Genomic DNA, 25,907 nt, shown 5'->3' with positions numbered 1-25,907 from the left:
CAACAAAAGAAAATCAGCGTGGGGAGAAGGTGGGCTAGAGGGAAAGTATCGGTGAATTTTATTGTGTGACACGCATCACAAAAAATTAGCTTTTGCTCAACAAGGGTTGTACAATTCATCGCCATAAGGCAGGTCACTGCCAGTAAGACAAGAACAACCCCATCGCGTCATTAGAATAACGAGCTAAGTAAAACCAAGGTGAAAAAAGTGCGTAACTTCTTTAAAAAAATGCTGGCGGCTTACCTGAATACTTATAAAGACGTACCGCCCGGCGCACTGTTCTAAGAATTTGTGCTATGCAGACAGGCCGCCATCATGGCGGCCTGTGTATTTATGGGGATCCGAGAACCAACGTAACGTGGTTCTGAGCCGGTTCCCCTTTTTGTGGCGATATTACTTCGTGCTGTAGACCGGAACGGCCGTCACTTCTGGCACGGCTTCGGTCAGGTAGGCACCGGCTGCGCTGCTTCTGACTTCATTTTCATCAATAAAGCCATAGAACACGCCTTGCGACGCGGAAGCGCCGCGAATTTCCGCATCCCCACGCATCTGCGCATTGCCTGACAGCACAATGCCGCGTTCAAACGCGCCCGGCCCCATGAAGACCGTATGCAGTCGTGCGTTATCACGTACGACGGTATTGCCCTGAAGTATCGTCAGGCCGCTAACGACAGCGCGCCCTTCTACCGTTCCGCTCAGAATCGTTGCACGATCTTCAATTCTGGCGTTATCCCTCACCGTACCGCCGATGACGCGAGCATAAGGCCCGACGTACGCGGTAGGGGCAACATTTGCTGCGTTGGATACCCAGCCGCCGCCGTTGGCATGGCGAGAACCGTTAGCGGTTGGATTTGGCGCGCCAGGCTGGCTGCCTTCCGGCCAGACGCCGGTGAAATCGGCCATCCACGGGTAGCGATACAGAGAGTAGTAAGCCTGATCCCACTTGATCTTCTGCATTTGCGACGGTGTCCCCATGACCACCATGTAAATGCCGCGATCGTCCTGACGGATAGTGAAGTTTTTCACCGTGGCAGACGCGCCGCGCTGTAGTTCACTGTAGCGAGAAACGCCGTCCGAACCGATAGCAACAATACCCCAGCGCCAGTCGGAATTAGGCTGCGGCATGGTTGCCGGATCGTTTTTCAGCCCAGGGAAGCGGGTAATGGCAGATTTGCTCTGCACCATACCACGGAATTTCACGGTGATTTGCGTCGCGCCACTTTCTGGGATCAGCCGGACGATGTTGTAGCCCAACTGCTGCGGAGCCTGATCGAACGGAACAGAGAAGCGGCGCAGAGTGGCGCTGGCACCGGCCACGGGCTCAAGCGTCGTGGTTCTCAGCAGACGGTCAGCGTTATTCTGGTTGGGTTGTACCGCACCATAGCTGCCGTAGGTTGAACGATAAAAACGCCCACGATCGAAGCCATCTGGATCGATGTAATCCCAGTTGACGTTGTGCATCGCCCAGTCGCCGAAGACATCGTTGAATTCAGACTGGCTCCAGCCCATGTTGGTACGCAGAACGGACAGCGGATCGGCAGTAGACTGACCGCTTTCACCCCATTTCGGCGCTTTTGACCACATATCGTTGATCGCGCCATAGCCAAAGCGGTTTTTTAGGTATTCCATAAACTGCCAGTTGCAGTAACGGTTACGCGTTGAACCCAGATAAATATGCGGATAGTTGACCTGCATTTCCGAACAGTGTGCAGACGTACCACGGAATTCATCCATCTGGTGCGTCATCCAGTTCGCGTGGGATTCCCAAATCCAGCCGACGTAGTTATCGCCTGAACTCTGGAAGCCGCCAGTTTGCCCTTGCAGCGCATGGGTAAATTCGTGTGCCAGCCCCCAGTTATCCTTGAGCGAGGCAGGGCCGATCCACATGCCCATGCTGCCACCGCCTGCAATACCCCCGCTGAGCCCAAAGGTGGGATCAATGTGAATATTGGCTTTATATTTCACGGTCTGTTTGCAATAAGGCTCGGGGAACTGAATTTGTTTAATAAACTTATCCCAAATTTGTTCCAGTTTCTGCCCTGCGGCAACCGCATCATTACGGTTAACGTCGTTATTATTCCAGCGGAAGGCAAAGTGCTCAGTCTGGTATTTTACGGAAGGCATATCGGTGATGGAATTATCCACCTGCCAGTTACCTGCGACACAAGCCTCAGCGGCGTTTGCCGTATTGACCATTAAGGCGCCGCTTAAAACGAGTAGACAGTTTAACGGCGTGAGAAGTGTTTTTATTTTTGGCATAAATCCTTTTCCTAGCATGAATATTGCTAATCAGCCTTATTATTTCTCGAGAGGAATTTCTCGTTGATAGATAAGGCCCATCCCAAGGCCATCATGGCCTATACTCGTCATACTTCAAGTTACATGTGTGTTGGCTACGTTCAGTCACCCGAATCACTTACCTCAGTAAGCTCATCGGGATGCCTTCTCTTGCCGCCTTCCTGAAACTCGAATTATTTAGAGTATATATCCGTCATGCTTCAATCTGCCTGAGCGTCACCGCCTGAATGCAGGTTGAATTATTCAGGAGCTAATTTGCTTAAGTAAAAATATATCGGCCTCTATGAAAAGAGGCCGATTGGATTATAGATGAATTTTATCTTGTTACCTATTTCATTTTAAATTTTGGTTATGTTCTGGTTTCCTAAAATACACATGGTTATTGGTGTAATGCTTTATTATCCAATAAAGCAGGCTGGCCGCCAGTAACGAATTAAACGCCGGAACGCCCCATTCAAAGGCTAATCCAACGATGGCACCGACAATGCTGGCAATAATAGCGGGCCAGCCAATCAGCGGTGTTTGTGCACTGTCAGGTAATTGGCCTTCGGCACGGCTGGCGTCAAGCAGTGCCCTGTGGGTTCGTAAAATATAATAATCAACCAGCATCACACCAATAATTGGGGGGAATAACACGCCTAATAGCGTCAGAAAATCGATAAAGCGATCCAGAATACCCGCGACGGAAAGCAGTGTACCGATGAGGCCAATCACCAGCGTGATCGAGACATAGCGTAATTTTTTCCCCGTGACGCCCTCTATGGCATTGGCGATTCCCAAGGAGGAAGAATACAGGTTGATATCGTTGACTCTCAGTGTCGAAAATATAACGGCAATCAACCCGATGCCGCCAGCCGCCTGAGACATGATCGTCACAACGTCTGCGGTATTGAGCGCGCGGGCAATAATTATGGCGAGGCCATTTACAATAAATTCCCCGACGATAATCGACAGCATTGTCATCCAGAAAACGTGTTTTCCTGTTTGAGAATAGCGCGTCATATCTGGCGTAATTAAGCTGGCGACGATGCAGCCGCCTACGACCATTGTTGCGCCGGCGCTAATCGAAATCGCCGCACCGTTAGGCGCAGAAGCGATCAGTTCAGCAATATTGTGACCAGAGAGCGTCATGATCGAGATGTAGCCGACGACGATGACAAACATCGGTACGGCAATTTTGGCGGTGAAGCGTAATGCTCTGAAACCGAAGGCAACCAGTAGCGTCAGCGCAATGCCGGACAGGGCGGCGGACCAGCCAAAGCCGAGCTTATCCGCCATCGCAAAGTTGAGCGCTTTGGCGAATACGGCATTCTGGACGCCGAACCAGCCGATCAGGCTAACGGCGATGACCAGCCCAATCAGGACGGAACCAATACGGCCAAAGCCGCACCAGCGTGCGAGCAGGCTGCCCGACATACCTTCTTTCATCCCGGCGTAGCCCAGCCCCACGGTTACCACGCCAAAAATGGCGCTACCAATAAAGATGGCGAGAAATGCCTGGCTTAGCGTCATGGAATGGCCGAGCACTGCGCCTAACATAAACTGGTCTAGCGCGGTTAACATGCCGATGTGAACTAATGCCACATTTAAAAAAGGCAGCCGGACACTCAGCGGAACGCGGCTGACGGGGTAGTCATCTATTTTTTCCATAGGGATATACGCGCTTATATAAACTGAATGCCTTTCGTGATGAGTGAACGGGGAATATAACCGTCTACGCCAAGATTCCGACAAAATGCTTCAAACTGTTGGAGAGAGTGAGTGTCGGTTTTTTGGTACATGTTATAGACTCTGTTCTCTATTGTTTTCGGCGAGACATTCATTTTTCTGGCAATGTCTTTATTTGAAAAACGTTGCAATAGCAGAAATATAATGTCGAGCTCTGCCTGAGTAAAAACATCCGTTGTGAGTTCGGTTTGTAATAAGGTCGGTTTTTGCTGATTGATATAGACAAGCGGAGATAGTGAGTCTAACTGTCTGGCGCTCCACATGGTACCAATACAGGCTTTATTCCTATCAAAAATAGGCATCTTTTCGCTGACGCAAGGTGTGAGAGTCTTTTTGCCATACCAATAATGTGTTTCGATCACCGTCACTCGTTTCTCACTATTCTCCGTTATTCTGTCGTGTTCTTTTAAATCATCGGAGAGTTCCGCCCAACTGGCTGGAAACTCATCATCAAAACGACCCTCAATATCAAATTTTTCCGGTGTGCCCGTATAGAAGTACGCTGCCTTGTTCATGTAAATATGTCGCGATGACAAATCCTTAATGCCCCATGGTTCGTTTAAGCACTCCATCATAGTAATCAGGCTATGAATATGGTCAGTCATGTGTTCCGCTGATGGTGACATCCTGCCCTCCTTGAGAGGTGGCATTAATTCAATGAATATTGAATCTCAGTTAATAGTGTGTTGATAATTATTATCTTGCTAACTTATTATTGCGCGAATGATTTTGCTATCATGATTGTTTTTATCATACAAGGGGGTTTTTTACCTTTTATTGATTTATATTCTTATGCTACAATTTATTGCCACGAAGTTTTACGCTAATTATATGTAGATGATGTCACAAAATTAAGAAAATATTCGCCACACCAGGGAAATAATACTGAATCCTGTAAGGGATGGTATTTGGTCTTACATCAAAAATAACACTACGTTATTGACACGTTACTCACTGACTCTTTTGTATTTTATCGAGTTAATTGCTCTGTGTCCTCATCAAGGTGCAGGGTATCGCCCGGTTTATGTCAGCGAAACATATCACTGTTTCGCTGGTGTTCTTCTCCTGCTCATCTCCTCCGCCAGCGCATGTTGCAACCTGTGTAAAAAGGCGACATTGTTATTACCTGTCATGCTTTTTATTCACGTTTTTCTATTCACGCATAGGCTGGAGAGTGGGCTGCATGTCGTTAAAAGCTTTGCGCACGTTAGTCGCGATTGCTCAGTATGGATCGTTTGCCCGCGCGGCTGAAGCCGTGTGCCTGACACAATCAGCCGTCAGCCTGCATGTTCGCAGTCTGGAAGAAGACTTCAAGGTGTCGCTTTTCGATCGTTCACGTCGCGTTCCGGTACTCACGGAAGCCGGACATCGTGCGGTAGAGCAGGCGCGGGATATTCTTGCGCAGTACGACGGCATTGCCGCCGAATTAGGTGAGAGCGGAGAGCTGGCCGGGCGCTTGCGAATTGGCGCGATCCAGACCGCGCTGGCGGGTGTCTTGCCTGCCGCGCTGGCCGCATTGCGTCATGCTCATCCACGCCTGCGTGTTTTGGTGAACTCCGGGATGTCGGCGGAACTGGCGATTCGCATTGATGCTGGCGAGCTGGACGCTGCTGTAACCACCGAGCCGGTAAAACCCTATCCAACCGGTCTGATGAGTACGCCGCTGTATCAGGAAGGATTCTGGATCGTTGCCCCCTCGGCGCTGGCGTCTCTGGATGCCAGACCACTCCTGCAAGAACACCCTTTTATTCGTTTCGATCGTCGCGCCTGGGCTGGAAGAACTATCGATCGCGAGCTGCGCCGCCAGCGGCTGCGGGTGCAAACCGATATGGAGCTGGACAGTCAGGAGGCGATTGTACAGATGGTCGCCAGCGGGCTTGGCGTGGCGGTTATTCCGCTGTCCGAACGGGAGAGGGGCCGCCTGAATAATCTGACGTGTATCCCCTTTGGTGAGCCTCAACAGCAGCGGCGCGTTGTGCTGCTGGAACGTGAAGATCGCCCGGCAATGCGTCTGGCTGCGGCACTGGCGGAAGCGATCCGAACGCAGTCTGGTGAAGATGCCATTCATGAGAAATAATTGAGCTAACGTTGAGTTAATCTCGTTTTTTTCTCATCAGAAATCCCGCTAGGGTAGTGCCTGTTTCTTCCACTCAGGTACTGAACCATGGCGTCCAATCCGCAATCCTTCTTTCTTTTATCTTCTGCGCCGTGGCGTGTCAGCCGATGATCGCCTCACTTCTGCTGGCGCTGTTACCGATCGCGCTACTGATCGTGCTGGGATCGTGGTTACGCCAGCGATCTTTTTTGGCTGCGGCATTTTGGCCGCAGACTGAAAGGTTGGGTTATTACATTCTGCTTCCCGCGCTATTCCTACATGGTCTGGCGACGGCGCGTCTGGATGGCGTGCCGGTAGCGGCGATGATCCTGACGCTGGTGTGCTCAACGCTGGTTGTCGCTGCCGGGCTGGTCGCTGCGCGCCGCTTCTTCCCCGTCAATGATGCGGCGTTTACCTCTCTATTTCAGGGCGGTGTCCGTTTTAACAACTACGTTGGCGTGTCTGCCGCTGCCGGGCTGTTTGGCGCACACGGTGTGGCGCTTGCCGCCGTCGCGAATGCGGCGATTGTGCCGACGGTCAATATTCTCTGTGTTCTGGTTTTTGCCCGCTACGGCAATACTGGGGCTCCCTCATTGAAGAATATCGTGCGGCTGCTGGCGCTGAACCCGCTAGTGGTGGCCTGCGCGATCGGTATTACTTTGCAGATTACCGGATTAGGTTTGCCGCTGGGGATTGAGCCAGTTCTGAAATCGCTGGGGCAGGCATCGCTGCCGCTGGGGCTGCTGTGCGTGGGCGCGGCGCTGGATTTTTCCGCTGCGCGTAGCTGGCTGCGCCCTATGGTGATTGCATCATGTGCGAAATTCATAGCGATGCCGCTAGTAACAATCGTCGCTTGCCATCTCTTCAATCTGTCTGGTCCGGCGGCGATTGCAGCCTTGTTGTTTCAAGCGCTGCCGACGGCATCGTCATCCTACATCATGGCTCGTCAGTTAGGTGGTGATGCACCGTTGATGGCGGGAATTATCGCGCTTCAGACACTGGTCGCAGGCGTCGCGCTGCCGCTGACTGTTCTTGGGTTGGCCGGTCTGTTGTAAATGCCTCAAATGTTCTTTTTGTAACATGCCTTGTTAACGGTGTGGTGATTTGTTCTTTTTTATCTATTTGTATTTTAAGTGAATTAATCCTTTCGTTGAAATAACAATAATAATGCGTATAGTTATCATTTACTTTTCTGTGCAAATGTTGACAAGAAACGCCTCAGCATCTCGCCAAAATCACCATCAGTTAACCGAGGATATACCATGTCTTTTGGAGTTACTCGCGCCGGAAAAACGCGCGTTTGTGATTCTTCGCTGGCCGGAGCAAAACCATTCGGAGTCTCTCTTCTCGCCCTGTTGATTTCTGCCTCTTTCCTGCCTGCTCAAGCCGCTGCTGAAGAAAATCCCGCCTCAGGCGATACGCTGGTGGTCAGTGCGAACGCCAATGCCAACGCAGAAGCCAGCGACCCGCAGGATTACAGCGTGAAAGTGACTAACGCCGGAACGAAGATGACGCTGACGCCGCGTGATATCCCGCAGTCAGTGAGCGTTATCAGCCAGCAGCGTATCGAAGATCAGAACCTTGAAACGATTGGTGGGGTGATGGCGAACACGACCGGTGTATCCTCTAAAATCATCGATTCCGAGCGTATGACGTATTTTGCGCGTGGCTTCCAGATTACTAACTATCTGTTCGATGGAATTCCTACGGTCGTAGACGAAATTTGGGATTTCGGTGATTCCGCTTCCGATACAGCAATCTACGAACGTATCGAAGTGGTACGTGGGGCGACCGGGTTGATGACCGGAACGGGTAACCCTTCTGCGGCGGTGAACATGGTGCGCAAACATGCGGACAGTCGCGAATTTAAAGGCTCGGTATCTGGCAGCTACGGCTCGTGGGATAAACAGCGGATGGTGGCCGATCTGTCTGCGCCGCTGACGGAATCCGGTAATGTGCGTGGGCGTGTGGTTACGGGTTATCAGGATAACGACACCTGGCTCGATCGTTACCACAGCCGCAAAAAATTCCTCTACGGTGTGATCGATGCTGATGTGACCGATTCGACGACGATCTCCCTCGGTTATGATTATCAGGAAAGCAATACCGATAGCCCTACGTGGGGCGGATTGCCGACGTGGTTCACTGACGGCAGCAGCACGCATTTCGGTCGTAGTTTTAACACCGCACCAAACTGGAGCTACTCGGATAAAACCTCGAAGAAGGTTTTTGCCGATCTGACTCAGCGTTTTGATAACGGCTGGCAGGTGCGTATGAACGGGACGCATGGTGAAACCCACTTCGATTCCAAGCTGATGTATGCCAATGGGTTCCCAGATAAAGATACCGGGCTACTGGTTGATCCGTTCGGCGGTAATGTCGGTGCTTATGGTGGATGGAATAAGGGCACTCGTAAAGTTGATGCGATTGATACTTACGCGTCTGGCCCGTTCGAGCTACTAGGGCGCCAGCATGAGCTGGTGGTAGGCGGCAGCTATACTCGGCAGCGTAATCAATTCGCTAATGCCCAATCGACGATAAGCCCTGCGGATATGGGCAATTTCTACAACTGGAATGGCAATATTGCCGATCCGACATGGGGGTCTTGGGTGGGTAGCACTTTTGTGCCGGGGCTCTGGAATAATGATTATGAGCACTCAACCACACGACAAAAATCCCTCTATACCTCAGCACGATTCTCGTTAACGGATCCATTGCACCTGATTGCTGGCGCACGTTATACCGACTGGAGCATCGTTGGAACGACAGGAAATACCAGTAAGAATCGTGTGACGCCTTATGTTGGCTTGGTGTATGACATCAACGATACCTGGTCAACGTATGCCAGCTATACCGATGTCTTCCAGCCACAAACGAAAAAAGGTGTAGACAATCAATATTTGTCTCCTACAACCGGGAAAAATTATGAAGCGGGTGTGAAGGGGGATTGGTATAACAGTCGCCTGACGGCTTCAGTTGCGGTCTTCCGAATTGAGCAGGATCGCGTAGCTCAAACTGCGCTTGAGAAGAATGTGGTGACACAGGAAACGGCTTACCAGTCTGTTGATGGTGTCGTCAGCAAAGGGATCGAATTTGAAGTGAACGGCGCAGTGACGGACAACCTGCAAATGACGTTTGGCGGTACGCGCTATGTTGTTGACGATCGGGACGGTAAGTCGGTCAATCCAGAACAGCCGCGCACGTCGTTCAAGCTGTTTACCCGTTACCAATTGCCAACGTTGCCGGAGTTAACCGTTGGCGGCGGCGTGAACTGGCAAAATGGTATCTGGCAGGAAGGCTCTGGCCCGCAAAATACCACGCTGCGCGCCGAGCAGGGCAGCTACGCGTTGGTTAACCTGTTTAGCCGCTATCAGGTGACCAAACAGCTGGCGGTACAGGCGAATATCAACAACCTGTTTGATAAAGAATATAGCGACTACCTTGCGCCTTATGCCGTGTATGGCACGCCGCGCAGCGTCTCGATGACGGTTAACTATGCTTTCTAGTTCAGCACGTTGCTATTGATGTGAGTGACTGACCCGACGATGTGAAGCACCGTTGTCGGGAATCAGCATAGCGCCCGTATCACAGCGATACGGGCGTTTTTTCTTTTAACGCTATGGGGTTAGGATATTTTCACTCATTACCCGTCAGGAAGACTGAAAATGATCTCAACGCAATACGTCAGCCGAATCGCGCTGGCACACGAAAAGGTGGACTCATTCGAGGTTTATCCGTTTTCTATTCCGTCGATTCGCTCGTTGGATAAGCTGGAGCTGCACCCGAAAGTCACCTTTTTTATCGGTGAAAATGGTTCGGGAAAATCCACGCTGTTAGAAGCGATTGCCGTTTCGATGGGGTTCAACCCGGAAGGCGGTACCCGCAATTTCAACTTCGGTACCCGCACCTCACATTCCAGGCTGTCGCATTTCCTGCGGGTGGCGAAAGGGATTAAGAAACCTAAAAACGGTTTCTTCTTACGCGCCGAGAGCTTTTTCAATGTCGCGACGGAAATTGAGCGGCTGGATAGCGAACCTGGTTTTGATCCGCCTGTGATTAATTCCTATGGTGGCTATTCACTGCATGAACAATCGCACGGTGAATCCTTTATGGCGTTGCTGCTCAACCGTTTTGGTAAAGAGGGAATTTATCTACTCGACGAACCGGAAGCCGCGCTGTCGCCCAGCAGGCAGTTGGCTGCGCTTGCCCGCATGCACGATCTCATCCGTGAAGGATCGCAGTTTGTTATCGCGACTCACTCTCCGATCCTGATGGCATATCCTGATGCCACGATCTTCCAGTTTGGCGAAGACGGAATACAGCAGGTCGCGTACGAGGACACGGAACACTATCAGGTCACACGTGCTTTCCTTAATCACCCTGAACGGATGCTGCGTGAATTGATGGCGGAATAGGGGTTAACATCGTTTCGGGGGTAAGCGACAATGACGTGTGATATCAAGACGGGAAACCGTCTTTTTCTTTTGGAACATTTTACAGGGAGTTCAGAAAATGAAGTGCCTAAACTGTGATAACGACGCACGTAAAGAATCTGGCCTGTGCGCAACATGTGAAGAACAAGAACAACAGAAGATTAACGGTATTCTCTACCTCCCGGCGCTGGGGATTATTCTCTCTATCGTTACTACGCCGTTCTCGCTGTACGAAATTATCAATGCGATGGTTATTCACTTTAGGAACACTGGGTTTCTCGGCTATTACGCATTGGCCTTGGTGTTTTTCCTGTGTGCTATGTTCGCACTGGAAATTTTCACCGCAATGACCTTCTTCCGACGTAAAAAACGCACGCGGAATGTGATGGTTGCATACTATTTCATTAGCGCGCTGCTGGTGGGGTATATGACAGTGCTACCGGCTTACTTGTTTAATGCTAAGTTCGATACTGGTGATATCCGTGCGATTTCCTCTGCGGTCTTTGGCATTGCCGTCTGGATCCCCTATTTTCTGTTCTCGAAAAGAATTCCGCTGGTTTTTAGCCGCTAGCGAATAGGGGGAGCGGCTAACAAGTAACTTTAGCCGTGGGTGAATAATGCTTGTGCCGCCGGTGTTTGGTAAAAAACAGGGGCGGCCTCGACTTTTCCCTCAACCCGCTATAAATAGCTCAAGGTGAAGTTCGCCGTTGCCATGAAATCACCGGACTGAATCAGATCGTCGCGTATCTTTTCGATGCGGGCCGAAAAAGGAATGGCGTTGTCTCCGCTTTGCAGCACAATGCTGTCCGTGCTGCTGTTGATACTGACCAGCTTGTTCGCATGATAAAGGCCAACCGCGATACCTTTGGCACCGGAAGGGGTATCCAGCGCCAGCCGCTTGGGCAACAGCGGCTCTTCTTTTCCTGAAAAGTGAATCGTGACGTTTTGGTAAGTATCCAGATTGCAGTCCGTGAGGTTAATCGTGAAGTCATGCCAGTCACCGTAGCTATTGGTTTTTAAATAGCGCTCAGAAACTTCACTCATGTCTACCACAATCGCCTTGCTCTCCGTACTCACATTGCAGGCGGCGTTGACGACTAAAACGCGGAAGGTCATTTCGTGATCGTCCAGCGGTGTTCTCTGCTGTGTGAAAGCGGTGCTGGAGTGCAGCGCCATGATGCCCAGCGTAAAAGCGAGCAGAGTGCGGCGCCACCTGATTTTCACTATTGTGGTGCTGTGTTTTATCATTGTTGCGATCTCGCGTAGGAAGACGGGTTAATGATAATTAAACCGTAGGATAATATTTTTCTCGGTATCGCCGACCACCGCGGGGCCGGAGGCGTAGAGTCGAGCCGTATAGCGCCGTTCAATCACGCCGCTCGATGATGTCAGGCCGTCAACCAGACTGATGAACTGATTAAACACCACGTTATTGCCGTTGCGCGTATCTTCGATCTTCAGCGTGGAGCCATTTCCCATGTTCATGCCGTCTATCCCGACGAGTGAATTTCCCCGCGATGAGGCATCAAAGTTGATATCCAGATCGAATCCCTTGCCGCAGTCTTCTCCGCCGTCGGTCGATACGTTGATGTGGAATTCTGTTTGCGCCAGCGCGTTGGCTTCCGTACCCGACCATGCTCTGACCGTACCAAAATCGACATAGCTGTCGGGCGAGACGTTGATTTTTGCGGCGCACTGCATAATGTCGATGCCGTGTAGCCCTGACAGGCTTAAGCCATAGTTGCTGTTGGGTTTGTTGTTAATGCCCCCTTCACCGTCAATCTGGAAGACGCGCAGCGCATCCACGCCCGCCGTGGTATCGGTGATATTTCCGGTTTTTTCGAGATAGAGCTGTACCGTGACATTCAGCATGGTCGGGTTGGACGGCGGCGATGAACCACTCGGGCCTGCTGCGATCCACTGTCCTGTGGAGACTCGGGATGCCGTGGTGCCGCCGTTGGTAATCACCCCGAGATCCTGACCGTTGTAGATGATGCCAATGCCAACACCTGGGCTGATGACCTTGCCTTCGGGATTAGGATAAAAATAGGACATTTCACCCTGCGGACGTACGGATTGATATGCCCAGCAGGCCAGGCTGCGGGTATAGGGTTTTGACGTCCAGAGGCGGCTGCCGATAGGCAACGTCGCCGGGATCTTTAGCGTACCGATATCCTCATAATCGTTTACCGGGCCAGTCACGGTGCCCAGCCGACATTCCAGTGCGCTGGCGTTAAATGCCGTTAAGCTGAAAAAAAGCGACGCGCAGAGAGCGACATGGCGATGTTGATGAATAGCTAACCAAGACATGGCGGGTTCCCTGTCGTTTATTTATGGATTGTGGGCTGACACTGGTTTTGTACGCAGGTGAAAGGCAGCTCCAGATGACCGCCGTAGTCGTTGACGTAGTACAGATAGAAGCGATCGCTCGCCCCGTCAGTCACCGCAACTGGCAGGGTTGAGCGTGGCGCGATCATAAAGGCGCTCCCCTTTAGCAGGCTGGTAGGATTCGCACGCGTCGCTTTAGGCTGTTTCAGAATGCCGCTGACCGTGATGTAGTACGGCGTTGGGTTTTCTACCTGAAAGGTGTTTCCCGTTTTTCGGATTGTCAGTTTTTCCTGCCATATTTCGTCTTTGGCTGGCTTTACGCCGCGGGGGCGGAAGAACACCTTAATTTCAGACTGAATGGCGATCTGTAATACGTTGGGTTTGTCCGTTTTGGGCGGAATTTCCCGGACGTTGAGGTAAAACAGCGATTCGCGGTCGGCCGGCAATTGGCTGATTTGCTCGGTCTTGACCAGACGGATCAGGCTATAGCCTTTCGCTTCGATGCGTTGCAGCGGCGGCAGCACCATCAGCGGCGTGTTCACTTTATTGTGACGAGCGTCCGTCAGCCAGGACTGCGCCAGAAACGGATTCTCCGCGTTTTGGTTCATCAACATGACCGTCGCAGATTGTTCCTCGTCGTTAAAAATAACGCGGGTGCGATCGAGGCTCAGGGCGCTATAGGCTGAGGGCATCAAAAACAGACAGCCGATGAGGAATCCTGCTGCTCGCTGATAACATGCGTGTTTCATAACGTACTCTCCAGACTTTTCTATTTCTTCGCGCCGCTTATTTACAAGGAAGCAGCAGCGCATCAAGGTGATTTAAGGTCGCGGGCAGGGTGATGGAACACTGTGTTCTTCCCTCCCAGAGGACGGACAGCGTTTCATCAGGCGAGACGCCCGTGATATAGGCCTGCCCGCCGTTGGTGATCATGGCGATATCGCGGCCTTTCTTGTTTTTGATCTGCGCGGCGAAAGGAGGATAGGAGGCATCGGCCAGCGCGATGTGCGCCATGACTTTTGCTCCGCTTACCACGTCGAATTTGCGGTAGCCGATTGCCCCTTCGGTCAGCGTGCCTTGAACGACCGTTGTCACCGCTTCGATGGTTGGTGGTAATTTCTGTACATCAATGCGGGTCGATACGTCGTAGTAGCTGCTGGTGCCGGCAATCACGGCCAGACCGTAGCGGTTGGTTTCGACCTGGCTGCCGGTGAACGGCACGCCTGCCTGCCCCGCATCGACCATGATGCGGGTGCCCCCCTGATTGCCTTTCGGGTGTGCTGCAACGCCGTGGCGGGTGGCGGTAATCCCGCCGCGCAGCGAGCCGTTCAGGTAGGTATAGCGATCCTGCTGCCAGGCTACGCCCACGGTGGCATCGGTCATCGGTGCCAGATGGGTATAGTTGCCGCTCAGGTAGGTATGCTCTTTGCTGTCGTACCGTGTGCTCAGGTTCCAGGTTCGGCGCGGATCGGCGTTATTGGAATAGGTCAGCGTCTGATTGCTGCTGTCGTTATAGCGCCCCATGCTGTAGCTCAGACGATCTCGCTCCCCGAGCGGAATGGAAAAACTCAGGTACAGGCTGTCATCGGTACGGCGGTTGAATTCGGTGCGATAGGCCGCGAAATTTGCTGCAATCCCTTTAAAGGCGCCGATATCAAAGTACTTGTTCAGCGAAACCCCGTAGCGATCCTGTTCGGCTTCATTCCAGTAGGTTTGGCGCGTATAGGTAACATAGGTCGATAGCCCGCTCAGCCATGAGGATGACTCGCGCGTCGCGAAATTTTTGGAAAGCGTAATGGTGTAGCGCTCTTTTTCATTGCGATAGCGATTATCCAGATTCAGTGCGTAGAGGTACTGCGCCATGCTCATGTAGGTTTTTTCTGAAAAGCGGTAGCCCGCGAAACTGATCTGGCTATCGATCGAGTTGAAGTATTTAGACCAGTTGAGTGAGAACGCATGGCCCATTTGCGACGACGTCGCTGGGAGCGTTGCGCGTGACTGCGTGACGTCAGCGGACAGCGCGCCCAGCAGGTAGAGGTTTTTCCCAATGCCTGCCGACCAGGACTGGTAGCCATCGGACAAAATACTGCCCCCGTACACCGACCACGCGTTAGATAACCCCCATGAGGCCTCGGCGGCAGAAAAGGCTGGGCCTTGCAGGCGATGGTTGGTATTCGAGGGTTTACCGGCAGCGAGTTTATACTGCACGTGTCCCGGCCGCGTCAGGTAAGGCAGGTTGGCCGATTCAGTCTGGAACGTCGTCACCGTGCCGTCTTCTTCCGTCACGCGGACATCCAGCGTGCCGCTGACGCCGTTCTTCAGATCCTGAATCGCAAAGGGGCCAGCTGGCACGGTGGTTTCATAGATCAGTCGGCCATTTTGCGTGACGGTCACCGTAGCGTTTGATTTAGCGACGCCGCGAATTTCGGGGGCGTAGCCGCGCAACGAAGGTGGGAGCATGTTGTCGTTATTGGCTAATGACACGCCGGTAAAGCGATAGCTATCGAACAGGTTGCTGCTGAAATACATTTCACCCAGTTTGAGATCGGCTGAAAGCGTAGGCAGCGGGCGATAGGCGTAAAACTGATCCCACGAGAAACGATCGCGATTTCCGTTGCGCGATTTTTGCAGAAAATAGCGGTAATCGGCACGGTAGCGCCAGGCTCCCTGATTAAACCCGGCAGTGCCGTAGCTGCTGAGATAGTGTGATGTGCCTCTGCCATGGGTATCACGACGTACGTTACCCACGAGGTTATAGTCCAGCAGCGCACCGCCGATACCGTGATCCCACTGTTCGGGTGGAATCCAGTTGCTATCGCTGTACGCCAGCCAGGCCTGAGGGATCGTAATATTCAGCGTTCCCATGCCTATCTGGTTAGACACTTTCACGCCGGCAATGGGCGTCAGATCGACACACTCGCCGTTATTCCATCGTTCGACCTTGTCGCGTGCTTCTTTCTTCAGCGCCAGCTTATCAACAAGTTCAGGCGAGAGGCAGGCTGTTGGCCGAGCCTGATGGTTGCCTTCCGGCAGGTAGCTAATCATCTCCTGCTGTATTTCACGCGCATTCACTTTTATTGATAAAAGATAGGTGCCGGGCGTGACGTATTCAGGATCGGAAAAATGGCTAAGATCAATGTCACTACGCTCATCAACATCCAGTACGTTAACGTTAAATTCCGTTGCACTGAGCGCTGTTGTATTCAAAGAAAAAATAAAAACACCGTAGCGAAATAAGGCTGATTTTATTTTTTCTTTGAACGTAAGTTTCTTCATTGCCATAGGAATATGTGCTTGAACAGATGCAGCGTTGTAGATATCCACGTACGTAAACCACGTGTGGAATAAAGAATGTATTAGGGGAGGTGACCTCCCCATTTGATTGCCTATACCCTGCTGTTAGCGCAATGGATGGTTAGCGCATCAATATTTTATTGATAAGACACAACAAAATTAGCCGTGCTGGAGAATGCCCCTGTGGTGATTGTTGGTGACTCACCTTCTTGCGGGGTGGGGAGTTTGGCGACATAGGATGTGAAGGAGAAAATATTATCCCCGTTTGCCAACGGCGTAGCAGGAACCGCTGGCGTGGTTCCGTCGAATTTAATTTTTTCGCCGACGCGTTCTACGGCAATACCTGCACCAGTTGCGCTGCCGTTTAATGCCAGCATTTCATTATTGGTGCCGGATGCTGCGCCGCCGGAGAAAACAATTTTGGCGCTGGTGGCGGTATCCAGACTGCAATCTTTTAATGTGATATCAAACGGCTTAATTTCTGACGTGCCGCCGTTTTCCAACACGGTTTTGCTGATTTCGCCAAACTCGATCGTTTGGTGCAAATCTTCCTGGGATACTGAGCAAGGCGTATCAATAATTTTTCCTTTAAACGTCACCGTTCCATTATGTGAATCTGCAGCGTGTGCGCCGACAGAAAATATCACGGAGATGAAGGATGCCAGGGTGATCTTTGATAGTTTCATATTACGCTCTCTCTATTGGTTACTCTATTTAAAACATGAGCGTTACTCTCATGAATGCGTGCGCATTCATGCATAACGAGTAATGCCATTTCTTTTGTAATGCCTTTATTGGTCTGGGCGGCGGTTTGCTGTATTTCACCGGGTGAATATATTCCCTGCTTGCCTGACCAGTGACTATGGAACTGGTTTGCATAGTAGGGGGGAATGATTTTGTGGTCAAATATATTGTATTGATTATATTTATTTAGATTAAATCTTTTAAATTTATATTTATTTAGGTTTTTATTCTGTTTTGCGGTTTTTGTGTTCTAAGGGGTGATAATGCGCTATAAATATAATTATCGAGATAATTTATTTTAATTCAATGTGTTATTTGTTATTCATTGTCTATAGTGTTGCATGGCATGAAATATTGATGGGGTTATAAAAATAATGAAATGTCTTTTTTTTTGCACGAAACTTAAATGAAAGTTAAATAATCTTTGACAACAAATAGGTAAGTTTTTATCCTTGCCTGATTACGAGTGCCGTAAGGCAAGATATATAATTGATTCTTCTTTTGTTGATGATTCTTTCTGTGGCGTAGTGATTTTAAGACTATTCCATAGGTTTTATTATCAGAAATAATGTATGTGCCAGGTGGATTATAACAAACGAATAACGCTTCTTAATCTTGATGGAAAAAGGACGTATGGTTTATTTGATTAATGATTTAATCATTTTCAATGAGGGAGAGGGGACACTTACATGGATAGAGCGTGAAAATGAAGCAATCTCTTTGAGCTTTCCTGTTTCTCGATTGCTTAGTTTGCTAATTGAGAATCAGGGGGTAACGCTAAGCCGCGATTTTTTGTTAAAAGAGGCGCTGGAAAAGCATGCACTTTCCCCCTCTATTAATAATCTCAACAACTATTTATCTCTGTTAAGGAAGGTATTACGCGAATTTGACCTTGAGGATTCGATAGTGACTATCCCCAAGTTGGGTATTGTTTTTAATGCTGAAAGTATCGTTTCCTACCCAGAGGCGGATAAGGGCGGAGGAGAAAAAGCAACGTTACATCAGGCAGTTGAAGAGAACGTAGAAGAGAAAGCAGAAGAGGATGTGTATAAAGAAAAAAAGCCGTTTTCTATAACACACCATGCTATACCAGAGCCCGTAAAGGCACAGAAATACACCCGGTTCCTCCTCATCATCTGGATAACGATAGTAGGGATTATCCTGCTCGCATTGGTTAACGTAAACCGTTTCCCATATCGACACCTTGTTGACGTGAAGATGAATGGGAAATGCGATCTTTTCTATTTATATGACAGCGTGGGCTATCCACTTCCTACCGACTATGAAAACCTATGTTCAGAGAACACCCTGTTCTTCCTGTCGAAAAAAATTGTTATCTCTGGAATGCTGGATAAGAAAAGTGAAATCGTTATTTCCTGTAAGAATAACGGGAGTGGATGTGTAACTTATGTTAATAATTAAAGTCAGAAAGAAAATTTTTTGCACCGCATTGGTGCTTTTTATTTCATTTTCTCTGGGGACCGTTTTTTATTTAAAAAGTAATTTATACCGAAAGCCGCTGATATGTCAGGCTGAAGTAAAGCTCTACGCAGAAGATCAGAAAATCAGAAAGGAATATGACGTCTATTTTTATCTCAATAAACAAAATAGAGCGCTGGTTTTGGTCAACGGCTTTTACATCGGTGAGGATGGTGTGCCGCTGACGATTCGGCGTACGTTCAGCTTTGATTCCGTTTGGGAAGGGAATCGTCTGGTGGTGAATAATATCGCGATGAATAAAAACGGTAATGATAATGCCCCCGATGAGGCGATCCCTATTCTGGCTGAAAATGACGTCATCCAGTTTGAGATGTTGACGAAGTATGCCTACCTGATTAGCACCGTCCAATCAAAAATGGCGTGCAACATCCGCGATTAATGGGCGTTGGAACGGCGTAACCCGATTAATCGCAATGTCATCGCTATCTCAGATGTGCTGCTCATGTGCCTTACAACACGTGTTGTATGAAATCATCAATATCTTCAATTGCCTGCTGAAAATCGGCAGGGGACGGATTAATAATCAGATGGTCAGAGTAGCCGTTTAATAGCGCATCCAACTGGCGGGAGACGCGCTGGGTGTCCGTATTCTTAAAGGCACCGGACGCGACGCCTGAGGCAATTATTTCTTCCAGTAAGGCAGACCATTTCTCTGTCATGACATGGGCGAGTTCTGCGTAAGCGCTATTGTGAACGGCCAACTGCCATAGCGATCCATACAGATTCCAGATGACGTCCGTGGTATCCGGCAGATAATTCTTCACCAGCTCATGCAGTTTCTCTTTCGGCGGTAACGTGGCGATTTCTGCCGCGACCGCTTCCAAATCCGCCTGCATGAATGCCGTTAGCGCCTCAATTGACAGCGTCTGCCAGTCAGGAAAGTAGTGATAAAGATGGCTGCGCGAAATACCAACGTGTTCCGCCAGCTCGCGCGTTGTCACTTTCTCTATGCCTTTCTCAATAAATAGCTCGATTGCGCCATCAAGGATTTTGTCTTTTAGCGCTTTCGTTGTCTCTTTCATTACCGTCCCCGCGTTGACTTTGAGCAAGTGCTCAAATACAATTTTAGCTCTTGAGCAACCGCTCAAGTATAACTTTGTTAGATGCTATTCTCATGCAAACCCATAATATCAGCGAACCGGTCAAGGTTTCGCATAGTGCCGCTGTTACCCTTAAAAAACTCGGAAAGCTGCATGGCAAAAAACTGATTCTCACTCTGCTGTTAGTCGTGGCGGAGAATGTGACCTATCTGCTTTACCCTTTGATGGCGGGTTTTGCCATTAACGCGATTCTGAATGCTCAGCCTTGGCACGCGGTGCTGTATGCGCTGATGGTGTTTGTTATGTGGGCGATTGGTGCTGCGCGACGCAGTGTGGATACCCGCACGTTCGCTCGTATTTATGCCGCACTGGCCGTACCGGTGATTCTGGCGCAGAGAAAAGAAAACCATAACCACTCAACTATCGCGGCGCGCGTGGCGCTCTCACGCGAGTTCGTGGATTTTTTCGAAATTCATCTCCCGGTGCTGATCACATCGCTGGCGTCGATCACCGGCGCCGCCGTGATGCTACTGGTGATTGAGTTCTGGGCGGGTGTTGCCTGTGTCGCTATCCTGCTGTTTTTTGCCTTATTCCTGCCGGGATACACCCGTAAAAATGAAGTCCTGTTCGGTAAATTAAATAACCGCCTGGAAAAAGAGGTTGGTTTTGTCAGTAGCGCGACGGCGGCTTCGCTCACCAAGCATTACCATGTATTGGCCGGGTTGCGTATTCGCCTGTCTGATCGTGAAGCGCTGGGCTACCTGGCTATTGGTGCCGCCGCCGCTATCCTGTTTTCACTGACGATTTTGTACATGACGCTGAACGGCGGGACCAATGCGGGGCATATCTATTCGGTGATGACCTACATGTGGATGTTTGCCATGAGTCTGGACGATGCGCCCGGCCTGTTAGAAAAATACTCGCAGCTAAAAGATATCGGTCAGCGCGTAGATACGGGCGTGGTGTGAGTCAATCGCGTTTGCGGCTGGTTGATTCCAGATATCCGATAGCCTTATATGCGATAACTCAATATTGTATTTAGCATGTAGTAGTAGAATGGCTAGTACAGTTTGTTGCAGGGAGCTTGTGATGAGAGTTGGCGTTTTCTGCGGTTCGGCATCAGGTAATTCACCTATCTATATTGAGAAAACAAAACAGATGGGGCATTTTCTGGCCGATTCCGGCGTGGGGATTGTGTATGGTGGTGGTAAAGTTGGGCTGATGGGGGAAATAGCAAATTCTGCGCTATCCCATAAAGGTGCCGTTATCGGTGTGATGCCCAGAGCGCTGGTTGAAAAAGAAATCGTGCATCAAGGGCTGACTGAATTGCATGTTGTTGAAAATATGCATGAGCGCAAGAGCAAGATGGCGGAACTGTCTGATGCTTTTATCGCGCTTCCCGGCGGGGCCGGAACGTTTGAAGAGATATTTGAGCAGTGGACATGGGCGCAGTTGGGGATTCATGAAAAACCCTGTGCTTTCCTCAACATTGCTGGCTATTTTGACCCACTGCGAGACATGATTAGAAGCATGGTTGATGCTGGTTTTTTACGCAGTAATTATGCAGATATGCTGTTGTTTTCCGAAAGCCCAGAAGAATTATTAACGTTCTTTCATACTTATCAGCCACCGGAAAAGAAATGGACGCAAAAGTAAGGTCGCAAATTGCCGTTTGTGCAGCATGTATTTTTAATCGTGATAAACAGCTTCTTCTGGTTCGCAAACAAGGAACGAAATATTTCATGCTCCCGGGGGGGAAACCTGAGGCTAATGAAAATGGAGAAGCGGCGTTATTAAGAGAATTACACGAGGAACTGAGAATATCTCTTGTCTCTGGTCAAGCCGATTATCTGGGGAAATGGGTTGCGCCGGCTGCAAATGAGGCTGATTGCGATGTTCATGCAACGGTCTGGGAGGTGCATATTCTGGAAGAAGTACAAGCCGCAGCGGAAATTGAAGAAATATTCTGGTATGACATTGCGGATCGTCCTGATATTGCTTTGGCTCCCCTTGTTGCACAGTGTATTCTCCCTTTCCTGATGTCGAGGCAAGTGACATCTCATTAATAACCTATTCCATATCTGGACAATATTGGGGCTCTTGCCTACGGTCAGGGGCCTTTATTTATCAATGTATTCCTTTTCCTATCTGTGTTTTTTATCGGTAATGATGCCGTGAGAAAATATTTCACCAGTGTAAACGAGTATGCGTGCTGACATGTTTACTACCTTGGCTGGTGTTCAGTGATGTCCCCTCTCACGGCGTTTTTTTACTACGCGCGTTCTTTCAATGGCAGTGTCGTCATGCAGGTCTGGCTGTCGTCATAGGTCGCAAACGGTGAACTTGCTACGCGCCCCTGATAGGTGACATTAATGGTTCCTTCAATATTGCGCGGTAGCCATACGCCGACAAAACCATTCTGATGGCTGCTCAGGGTTTTCTGCACAATAACATTACCAGCTTTATCCGTGATTTTTACGTCAAACGCCGTATTGGCGAGCTCGCCCTGACACCCGGATAAACTGTGGTTAAAGCAGGGATGGGTTTGCTGAATATAAGGTGCGAATGAGAGATAAAATTTATTGCCCAGCGGATAGCTGTACTGCTGCTGCCCATCAGATAATTTCAGTTCCTTGCTGGTAACCGACGCACTGTAGGGCAACGGTCTTGCCTGCGGCGATTGATCGATCGTATCGACAATCTGCTCGACGGTTTTCCCCGCCAGCCCCTGTTTGGCCAGGAACGCGTTGGCGTCAGTCGCCGCGGCGAAACCCGGACCACTCAACGTCAGAGCGAGTAGCGCTGCCATCATCTTTATCTTCACCATCATTTCCCCTTAATAGCGTCATCATCTGGAATCACAGGCTATGACGTTACACCTTCCCCCTACGGGAAGGTCAAAAGGTGGGGTGTATAGAAAAGTAAATTAATGTATTTACTCTGTTTTTATTGATTTTGGTCAATTTTAAACCGCGCTAAATGACGGAGATATCCGCGCCTTTATTGATGCGAGTCACGAGTCAGGTTTTCTTAAGTCTCACTTACTGACCTGACCAGTAAAACTCGATACGGATCCCGCTCGGCTCATAGCACATCATATGCATTGCCGGGCCACCACTAACCAAGGTGGGGGCGAATTCAATGTTGACGTTATGCGCTGATAATTTCTCAGCGATCCCAAGCAGCGCCGCTTCGCTATCAACCTTAATGGCAAGATGATGCAGGCCGACATGACGTTTTCGATCGAACTGAACCGGCTCGGTGGTTTGTGTCTGCCAAAGTGTGAGCATTACCGTTCCATCGCTGACAAAAATAGCGGGATAATCCTCTTTTCGTTTGACCTCTTTCCATCCCAGAAGCGTGGTGAAAAAGTGTGCGCTTTCTTCCAGTGCTGATACCGTCAGACCAATATGGTGAACGCCGTGCGTGAGTGGTGAGTTCATGGTTACTTCCTCAATGAGAGTATAAAGTTAATAGTGGCTGCTTGTTCGTCGGTTTGCTTTACCGATGTGTAACGGGTACCGAGTTATTACTGAGAAGAGTGGGGAAAGGCTAATCGTCTGGCGTGCCGGCGATACGCATCCTCTCCGCTGGTTAGGCCAGTAAATTCTGCTCTCACGATCATCCCTTCAATAAAAGTCATGATAGCTTCGATTTTGTCTTCTTTTTCTGGTTCTTCGGCAGTGAATATCGATAGCAAGAATGACTTGATCCAGGTTTTATGACGCAGAGCCAGAGACGTAATGGCTTCATCTTGCCCTTTAAACTCAGCCAGCGCATGCATGAACATACATCCCTTAAAGGTTACGGTTCGGAACCAGGAAAAATGCCAGTCCATCACGGCATCCAGACGGCTTTCCGCGTCGTTAGCTCCAGACACCACGCTGGCTAACCCTTCCTCAAAGCGCGTATGCCGACGAGCCAGCACGGCTTCAATCAACTTATTCTTTGAGCCGAAATGGCGATACATGGATGTTTTGGAGACCCCCGCCTTATCTCTAATTAAATCAACGCCAACAGCGGTATAGCCAAATTCATTAAATAGCGCTTCGGCGGTATCTAAAATGTGCTCTCTCTTGCCCATGCTCTCTTTCATCGTTTTTCGTCATCAATGATGGGGGTTTTTTGTATGTACAGAACGGTACTTTTTGCTTGTAGTGTACAGATCTGTACACTTAATGTAGCACAGCAATTTCATAACGCGCATATTTTTTTATCGGGGATGGGCCATGAATAGACTCAAAGGAGGTGGTGCTTTGCCACCAAAGCCAACATTTATCCAGCTAATGAAAGGGTTAGTGGGTGGGAGTATAGGGATTTTGATCCTAAGCTATTATGGGACAGTCCAGCGGCGTACTTTGGTTGATGGCGCCCTTTGGGGCAACTTGCGTCATTTTATTTGCTGCGTCAGCATCGCCATTCACACAGCCAAGGAACGTTATTGGGGAGTATTATGCTGGTGGCGATCGCCGCTGTGATCGATAACTGTGCCGAGGAAAGTCACTGGCCTGCGTATTGGCACGGTATTGGACAGCGTAAGCGCCAGCCCTGAAATGGCCTGACTCAGGGGTGAGTAGGCGTTTTTGAGAATGAATGGATAGCTATTATAAAAATAATAAACGGTCTTGATGTTTTTTTATCGCTTTTGGGGAAATATAAAAAACCACCACCGGATATTTTAAGAGTGAAAATATGAAAAAAATAAGATGGGCAATCATGGGTACCGGGACTATTGCGAAAAATTTTGCCAAAGGATTGCAAAGCTTAGACGATGCGGCGCTTTATGCTGTCGCCTCGCGTTCCATAGAAAGTGCTATTCAGTTTGGTCAGAATTATGAAGCGCAGAAGTATTACGGTAGCTATGAGGAAATGGTCAGAGATGACGAGGTGGATGTTGTCTATATCGCGACACCTAATAGTGCACATAAAGATAATATTTTACTGTGTTTAAACCATAATAAACCGGTTCTGTGTGAAAAACCTTTGACCCTAAATGTTAAGGAAACACAGGAGGTTATTCGCGTTGCCAGAGAAAAAAACGTTTTCCTGATGGAAGGAATGTGGAGCCGTTTTTTCCCCATCATGCAGAAGGTGCAAGAATGGATTGATGCAGACCTGATTGGCCCGATTAGAATGGTGACCGCTGATTTTGGTTTTAGAAGGGAAGGGGAACCAGAGGAGCGAAAAATCAGTTTGCAGCGTGCCGGAGGCGCGCTAATGGATGTAGGGATTTACCCTATATCATTCGCATCCTGGGTATTAAAAAAAGAGCCTGTTTGTATTAAAGGGGTCGCCAGTTTATATGAAACCGGCGTGGATGAGCTTTCTGCGATGACATTTCAATATGAAAGCGGTCAGCTCGCCGTATTATCCTGTTCGATAAATACACCGACGTTGAAAGAAGCCAGAATTGTTGGCAATAAAGGTTCAATTGTAATCCCTGATTTCGCTAAAGCCACCTCCGCTACGCTCTCCGTCATGGGGGAAGAGCCTGTGACGATAACGGTTCCGCTGGAAGGAAATGGATATAATTATGAAGCCGCAGAAGTCATGTCGTGCCTGAGAGAAAATAAAACAGAGAGTCATATTATGCCTCTGAATGAGACGCTATCTATTATGGCATCAATGGATGAACTCAGACGCCAGTGGGGGATTGTTTTCCCTACAGAAAATCAAGATTGATGGGTGTTCTCTACGCTGTTTTCTTCGAAGTCCGGTCTGACGGCCCCTTCCTGAAAGCTTAGAGAATATTAACCAAAATGTTATCGCCAGTATAATACTGGCGATAATTTCTGTTCTCATCGCTGTATGATTTAGCTTTTGCTAGCTATAATTATTTACATTAGTGATTGCCGTGTTTAAAGGAATTACCTTGTATTTCCAGTATGTTATTTTTTTGGCTTTAGGCTTGCCAGTTGGGCCAAAATATTCTTCCCACGCGGTATCACTCGTCAATAGATCTGAAAACATCTTGCTTAGATCACTGGTGGTCCATATTTTCTTGTAGCTCTTAGCCCCCGAAGGTGCAGGTGGGGTGCGTGTTACATATTTTCCAACGGAATATTCATTTTCATACGCCATAAAGACGGTATAAACCCACCCTTGCGGTATTGTGTGTTGGTACCATGGAATGACGACAAAGTGGTGCACAGTCGGCCCCATCAGGAAATGCCACACGGCGGTCTCTGAATTGGCTCCAGGGAAACCGATGGCAATATTGATATTTTTCTGCATGTCTTTGTTATTTTCAATCACAGTGCCACTGCCTGAGTCATCCTGTGTCTTGCCATAAACCGCGCGACTCATTTGAGTGGGAACTCCTGGGCAATCATTTATTGCCATCAGTTTATTCTTAGCTAAGATCGCATTTATTAGGGCGTCATCAGTATTAGGCATATGAACATTCCTTATATATTGAGGTATGTAATAGTTGGAATATAAAATCAT

Annotated in this window: 26 protein-coding genes; 13 read left to right on the top strand and 13 right to left on the bottom strand. The window is 49.2% G+C overall.

The annotated features are described in order from the left end of the window. Nucleotides 1–198: 198 nt before the first annotated feature. Nucleotides 199–285, top strand: a complete 87-nt coding sequence (gene azuC / locus WCT94_RS20785; RefSeq protein WP_085996941.1) for a stress response protein AzuC — start codon at nt 199–201, stop codon at nt 283–285. Between the two features lie 108 nt (nt 286–393). On the opposite strand, the gene WCT94_RS01095 is transcribed toward azuC, so the two are convergent. The 3 genes from WCT94_RS01095 to WCT94_RS01085 all read right to left on the bottom strand — a co-directional run bounded on the left by WCT94_RS01095 (nt 394) and on the right by WCT94_RS01085 (nt 4,652). Beyond that, nucleotides 394–2,259, bottom strand: a complete 1,866-nt coding sequence (locus WCT94_RS01095; protein ID WP_336867402.1) for an Svx/AvrXca family virulence/avirulence protein — start codon at nt 2,257–2,259, stop codon at nt 394–396. A gap of 372 nt (nt 2,260–2,631) precedes the next feature. Further along, a complete protein-coding gene (locus WCT94_RS01090) occupies nt 2,632–3,948 on the bottom strand; it encodes a cytosine permease (RefSeq protein WP_336867401.1) in 1,317 nt (438 codons plus the stop codon). A 14-nt stretch (nt 3,949–3,962) separates the two neighbouring features. Beyond that, entirely contained in the window at nt 3,963–4,652 is a 690-nt protein-coding gene (locus WCT94_RS01085; protein ID WP_336867400.1) for a helix-turn-helix transcriptional regulator, read from the bottom strand. Nucleotides 4,653–5,209: 557 nt separating this feature from the next. Here WCT94_RS01085 and WCT94_RS01080 point away from each other — a divergent pair. From WCT94_RS01080 to WCT94_RS01060, 5 genes are all read left to right on the top strand, one after another. After that, a complete protein-coding gene (locus WCT94_RS01080) occupies nt 5,210–6,103 on the top strand; it encodes a LysR family transcriptional regulator (RefSeq protein WP_336867398.1) in 894 nt (297 codons plus the stop codon). 146 nt (nt 6,104–6,249) lie between these two features. Beyond that, nucleotides 6,250–7,176 carry an AEC family transporter gene (locus WCT94_RS01075; protein ID WP_336867397.1) on the top strand — a complete coding sequence of 309 codons (927 nt, stop codon included), beginning with the start codon at nt 6,250–6,252 and terminating at the stop codon, nt 7,174–7,176. A 207-nt stretch (nt 7,177–7,383) separates the two neighbouring features. Further along, nucleotides 7,384–9,627 carry a ferric-rhodotorulic acid/ferric-coprogen receptor FhuE gene (fhuE, locus tag WCT94_RS01070; RefSeq protein WP_336867395.1) on the top strand — a complete coding sequence of 748 codons (2,244 nt, stop codon included), beginning with the start codon at nt 7,384–7,386 and terminating at the stop codon, nt 9,625–9,627. 159 nt (nt 9,628–9,786) lie between these two features. Beyond that, the gene (locus WCT94_RS01065) at nt 9,787–10,536 is read left to right on the top strand and encodes an AAA family ATPase (RefSeq protein WP_336867394.1); all 750 of its coding nucleotides are present in this window, start codon (nt 9,787–9,789) and stop codon (nt 10,534–10,536) included. A 97-nt stretch (nt 10,537–10,633) separates the two neighbouring features. After that, nucleotides 10,634–11,125 (top strand): DUF2569 domain-containing protein, encoded by a 492-nt coding sequence (locus WCT94_RS01060; protein ID WP_336867393.1) that lies wholly within the window; start codon nt 10,634–10,636, stop codon nt 11,123–11,125. A gap of 107 nt (nt 11,126–11,232) precedes the next feature. On the opposite strand, the gene WCT94_RS01055 is transcribed toward WCT94_RS01060, so the two are convergent. From WCT94_RS01055 to WCT94_RS01035, 5 genes are all read right to left on the bottom strand, one after another. Continuing rightward, nucleotides 11,233–11,778, bottom strand: a complete 546-nt coding sequence (locus WCT94_RS01055) for a fimbrial protein (protein ID WP_336867392.1) — start codon at nt 11,776–11,778, stop codon at nt 11,233–11,235. A 51-nt stretch (nt 11,779–11,829) separates the two neighbouring features. Continuing rightward, nucleotides 11,830–12,864, bottom strand: coding sequence for a hypothetical protein (locus WCT94_RS01050; RefSeq protein ID WP_336867391.1), 1,035 nt, complete (start codon nt 12,862–12,864; stop codon nt 11,830–11,832). Nucleotides 12,865–12,881: 17 nt separating this feature from the next. Next, nucleotides 12,882–13,631 (bottom strand): fimbrial biogenesis chaperone, encoded by a 750-nt coding sequence (locus tag WCT94_RS01045; protein ID WP_336867390.1) that lies wholly within the window; start codon nt 13,629–13,631, stop codon nt 12,882–12,884. A gap of 37 nt (nt 13,632–13,668) precedes the next feature. Beyond that, nucleotides 13,669–16,089 (bottom strand): fimbria/pilus outer membrane usher protein, encoded by a 2,421-nt coding sequence (locus tag WCT94_RS01040; protein WP_442955469.1) that lies wholly within the window; start codon nt 16,087–16,089, stop codon nt 13,669–13,671. 224 nt (nt 16,090–16,313) lie between these two features. Then, on the bottom strand, nt 16,314–16,862 hold the full coding sequence (locus WCT94_RS01035) for a fimbrial protein (RefSeq protein WP_336867388.1): 549 nt from the start codon (nt 16,860–16,862) through the stop codon (nt 16,314–16,316). Between the two features lie 691 nt (nt 16,863–17,553). On the opposite strand from WCT94_RS01035, the gene WCT94_RS01030 reads away from it, so the two are divergent. Together WCT94_RS01030 and WCT94_RS01025 are read left to right on the top strand one after the other, a co-directional pair. Then, nucleotides 17,554–18,342 (top strand): winged helix-turn-helix domain-containing protein, encoded by a 789-nt coding sequence (locus WCT94_RS01030; protein ID WP_336867387.1) that lies wholly within the window; start codon nt 17,554–17,556, stop codon nt 18,340–18,342. Between the two features lie 199 nt (nt 18,343–18,541). Further along, a complete protein-coding gene (locus WCT94_RS01025; RefSeq protein ID WP_336867386.1) occupies nt 18,542–18,799 on the top strand; it encodes a FidL in 258 nt (85 codons plus the stop codon). 70 nt (nt 18,800–18,869) lie between these two features. Here WCT94_RS01025 and WCT94_RS01020 read toward each other — a convergent pair whose 3' ends face one another. Then, a complete protein-coding gene (locus WCT94_RS01020) occupies nt 18,870–19,442 on the bottom strand; it encodes a TetR/AcrR family transcriptional regulator (RefSeq protein ID WP_336867384.1) in 573 nt (190 codons plus the stop codon). 92 nt (nt 19,443–19,534) lie between these two features. Between WCT94_RS01020 and WCT94_RS01015 the strand changes: the two genes are divergently transcribed. The 3 genes from WCT94_RS01015 (at nt 19,535) to WCT94_RS01005 (ending at nt 21,526) form a co-directional block, all read left to right on the top strand. Further along, nucleotides 19,535–20,428: an ABC transporter six-transmembrane domain-containing protein gene (locus WCT94_RS01015; RefSeq protein WP_336867383.1), complete on the top strand. Its 894-nt coding sequence runs from the start codon at nt 19,535–19,537 to the stop codon at nt 20,426–20,428. 118 nt (nt 20,429–20,546) lie between these two features. Continuing rightward, nucleotides 20,547–21,116 carry a TIGR00730 family Rossman fold protein gene (locus WCT94_RS01010; protein WP_336867657.1) on the top strand — a complete coding sequence of 190 codons (570 nt, stop codon included), beginning with the start codon at nt 20,547–20,549 and terminating at the stop codon, nt 21,114–21,116. Then, nucleotides 21,101–21,526: an NUDIX hydrolase gene (locus tag WCT94_RS01005; protein WP_336867379.1), complete on the top strand. Its 426-nt coding sequence runs from the start codon at nt 21,101–21,103 to the stop codon at nt 21,524–21,526. The genes WCT94_RS01010 and WCT94_RS01005 overlap by 16 nt, the downstream gene beginning before the upstream one ends. A gap of 206 nt (nt 21,527–21,732) precedes the next feature. On the opposite strand, the gene cueP is transcribed toward WCT94_RS01005, so the two are convergent. From cueP to WCT94_RS00990, 3 genes are all read right to left on the bottom strand, one after another. Further along, nucleotides 21,733–22,287: a copper-binding periplasmic metallochaperone CueP gene (cueP, locus tag WCT94_RS01000; RefSeq protein ID WP_336867376.1), complete on the bottom strand. Its 555-nt coding sequence runs from the start codon at nt 22,285–22,287 to the stop codon at nt 21,733–21,735. Nucleotides 22,288–22,501: 214 nt separating this feature from the next. Continuing rightward, the gene (locus tag WCT94_RS00995) at nt 22,502–22,903 is read right to left on the bottom strand and encodes a VOC family protein (RefSeq protein WP_336867374.1); all 402 of its coding nucleotides are present in this window, start codon (nt 22,901–22,903) and stop codon (nt 22,502–22,504) included. Nucleotides 22,904–22,989: 86 nt separating this feature from the next. Continuing rightward, nucleotides 22,990–23,556, bottom strand: coding sequence for a TetR/AcrR family transcriptional regulator (locus WCT94_RS00990; protein ID WP_336867371.1), 567 nt, complete (start codon nt 23,554–23,556; stop codon nt 22,990–22,992). Nucleotides 23,557–23,795: 239 nt separating this feature from the next. Here WCT94_RS00990 and WCT94_RS00985 point away from each other — a divergent pair, with 239 nt between their 5' ends. Together WCT94_RS00985 and WCT94_RS00980 are read left to right on the top strand one after the other, a co-directional pair. After that, the gene (locus tag WCT94_RS00985) at nt 23,796–23,945 is read left to right on the top strand and encodes an HPP family protein (RefSeq protein WP_336867368.1); all 150 of its coding nucleotides are present in this window, start codon (nt 23,796–23,798) and stop codon (nt 23,943–23,945) included. Nucleotides 23,946–24,152: 207 nt separating this feature from the next. Continuing rightward, entirely contained in the window at nt 24,153–25,142 is a 990-nt protein-coding gene (locus WCT94_RS00980; protein WP_336867366.1) for a Gfo/Idh/MocA family protein, read from the top strand. Between the two features lie 141 nt (nt 25,143–25,283). Here WCT94_RS00980 and WCT94_RS00975 read toward each other — a convergent pair whose 3' ends face one another. Next, nucleotides 25,284–25,856 carry a hypothetical protein gene (locus tag WCT94_RS00975; protein ID WP_336867364.1) on the bottom strand — a complete coding sequence of 191 codons (573 nt, stop codon included), beginning with the start codon at nt 25,854–25,856 and terminating at the stop codon, nt 25,284–25,286. Between the last annotated feature and the right edge of the window lie 51 nt (nt 25,857–25,907).

This window comes from Pectobacterium sp. 1950-15 (genome assembly GCF_037136835.1).
In the GTDB taxonomy this organism is placed as follows: Bacteria; Pseudomonadota; Gammaproteobacteria; order Enterobacterales; family Enterobacteriaceae; genus Pectobacterium.
Note: the sequence above shows the minus strand (reverse complement) of the source record. Positions and strands in the feature narration are given on the sequence as shown.

Bases quoted from the DNA above. Each gene is read 5' to 3' on its own strand.
- WCT94_RS01095 (WP_336867402.1), bottom strand. From the start codon at position 2,259: ATGCCAAAAATAAAAACACTTCTCACGCCGTTAAACTGTCTACTCGTT.
- WCT94_RS01090 (WP_336867401.1), bottom strand. From the start codon at position 3,948: ATGGAAAAAATAGATGACTACCCCGTCAGCCGCGTTCCGCTGAGTGTC.
- WCT94_RS01085 (WP_336867400.1), bottom strand. From the start codon at position 4,652: ATGTCACCATCAGCGGAACACATGACTGACCATATTCATAGCCTGATT.
- WCT94_RS01080 (WP_336867398.1), top strand. From the start codon at position 5,210: ATGTCGTTAAAAGCTTTGCGCACGTTAGTCGCGATTGCTCAGTATGGA.
- WCT94_RS01075 (WP_336867397.1), top strand. From the start codon at position 6,250: ATGATCGCCTCACTTCTGCTGGCGCTGTTACCGATCGCGCTACTGATC.
- fhuE (WP_336867395.1), top strand. From the start codon at position 7,384: ATGTCTTTTGGAGTTACTCGCGCCGGAAAAACGCGCGTTTGTGATTCT.
- WCT94_RS01065 (WP_336867394.1), top strand. From the start codon at position 9,787: ATGATCTCAACGCAATACGTCAGCCGAATCGCGCTGGCACACGAAAAG.
- WCT94_RS01060 (WP_336867393.1), top strand. From the start codon at position 10,634: ATGAAGTGCCTAAACTGTGATAACGACGCACGTAAAGAATCTGGCCTG.
- WCT94_RS01050 (WP_336867391.1), bottom strand. From the start codon at position 12,864: ATGTCTTGGTTAGCTATTCATCAACATCGCCATGTCGCTCTCTGCGCG.
- WCT94_RS01045 (WP_336867390.1), bottom strand. From the start codon at position 13,631: ATGAAACACGCATGTTATCAGCGAGCAGCAGGATTCCTCATCGGCTGT.
- WCT94_RS01035 (WP_336867388.1), bottom strand. From the start codon at position 16,862: ATGAAACTATCAAAGATCACCCTGGCATCCTTCATCTCCGTGATATTT.
- WCT94_RS01030 (WP_336867387.1), top strand. From the start codon at position 17,554: ATGGTTTATTTGATTAATGATTTAATCATTTTCAATGAGGGAGAGGGG.
- WCT94_RS01020 (WP_336867384.1), bottom strand. From the start codon at position 19,442: ATGAAAGAGACAACGAAAGCGCTAAAAGACAAAATCCTTGATGGCGCA.
- WCT94_RS01015 (WP_336867383.1), top strand. From the start codon at position 19,535: ATGCAAACCCATAATATCAGCGAACCGGTCAAGGTTTCGCATAGTGCC.
- WCT94_RS01005 (WP_336867379.1), top strand. From the start codon at position 21,101: ATGGACGCAAAAGTAAGGTCGCAAATTGCCGTTTGTGCAGCATGTATT.
- cueP (WP_336867376.1), bottom strand. From the start codon at position 22,287: ATGGTGAAGATAAAGATGATGGCAGCGCTACTCGCTCTGACGTTGAGT.
- WCT94_RS00995 (WP_336867374.1), bottom strand. From the start codon at position 22,903: ATGAACTCACCACTCACGCACGGCGTTCACCATATTGGTCTGACGGTA.
- WCT94_RS00990 (WP_336867371.1), bottom strand. From the start codon at position 23,556: ATGAAAGAGAGCATGGGCAAGAGAGAGCACATTTTAGATACCGCCGAA.
- WCT94_RS00985 (WP_336867368.1), top strand. From the start codon at position 23,796: ATGGGACAGTCCAGCGGCGTACTTTGGTTGATGGCGCCCTTTGGGGCA.
- WCT94_RS00980 (WP_336867366.1), top strand. From the start codon at position 24,153: ATGAAAAAAATAAGATGGGCAATCATGGGTACCGGGACTATTGCGAAA.
- WCT94_RS00975 (WP_336867364.1), bottom strand. From the start codon at position 25,856: ATGCCTAATACTGATGACGCCCTAATAAATGCGATCTTAGCTAAGAAT.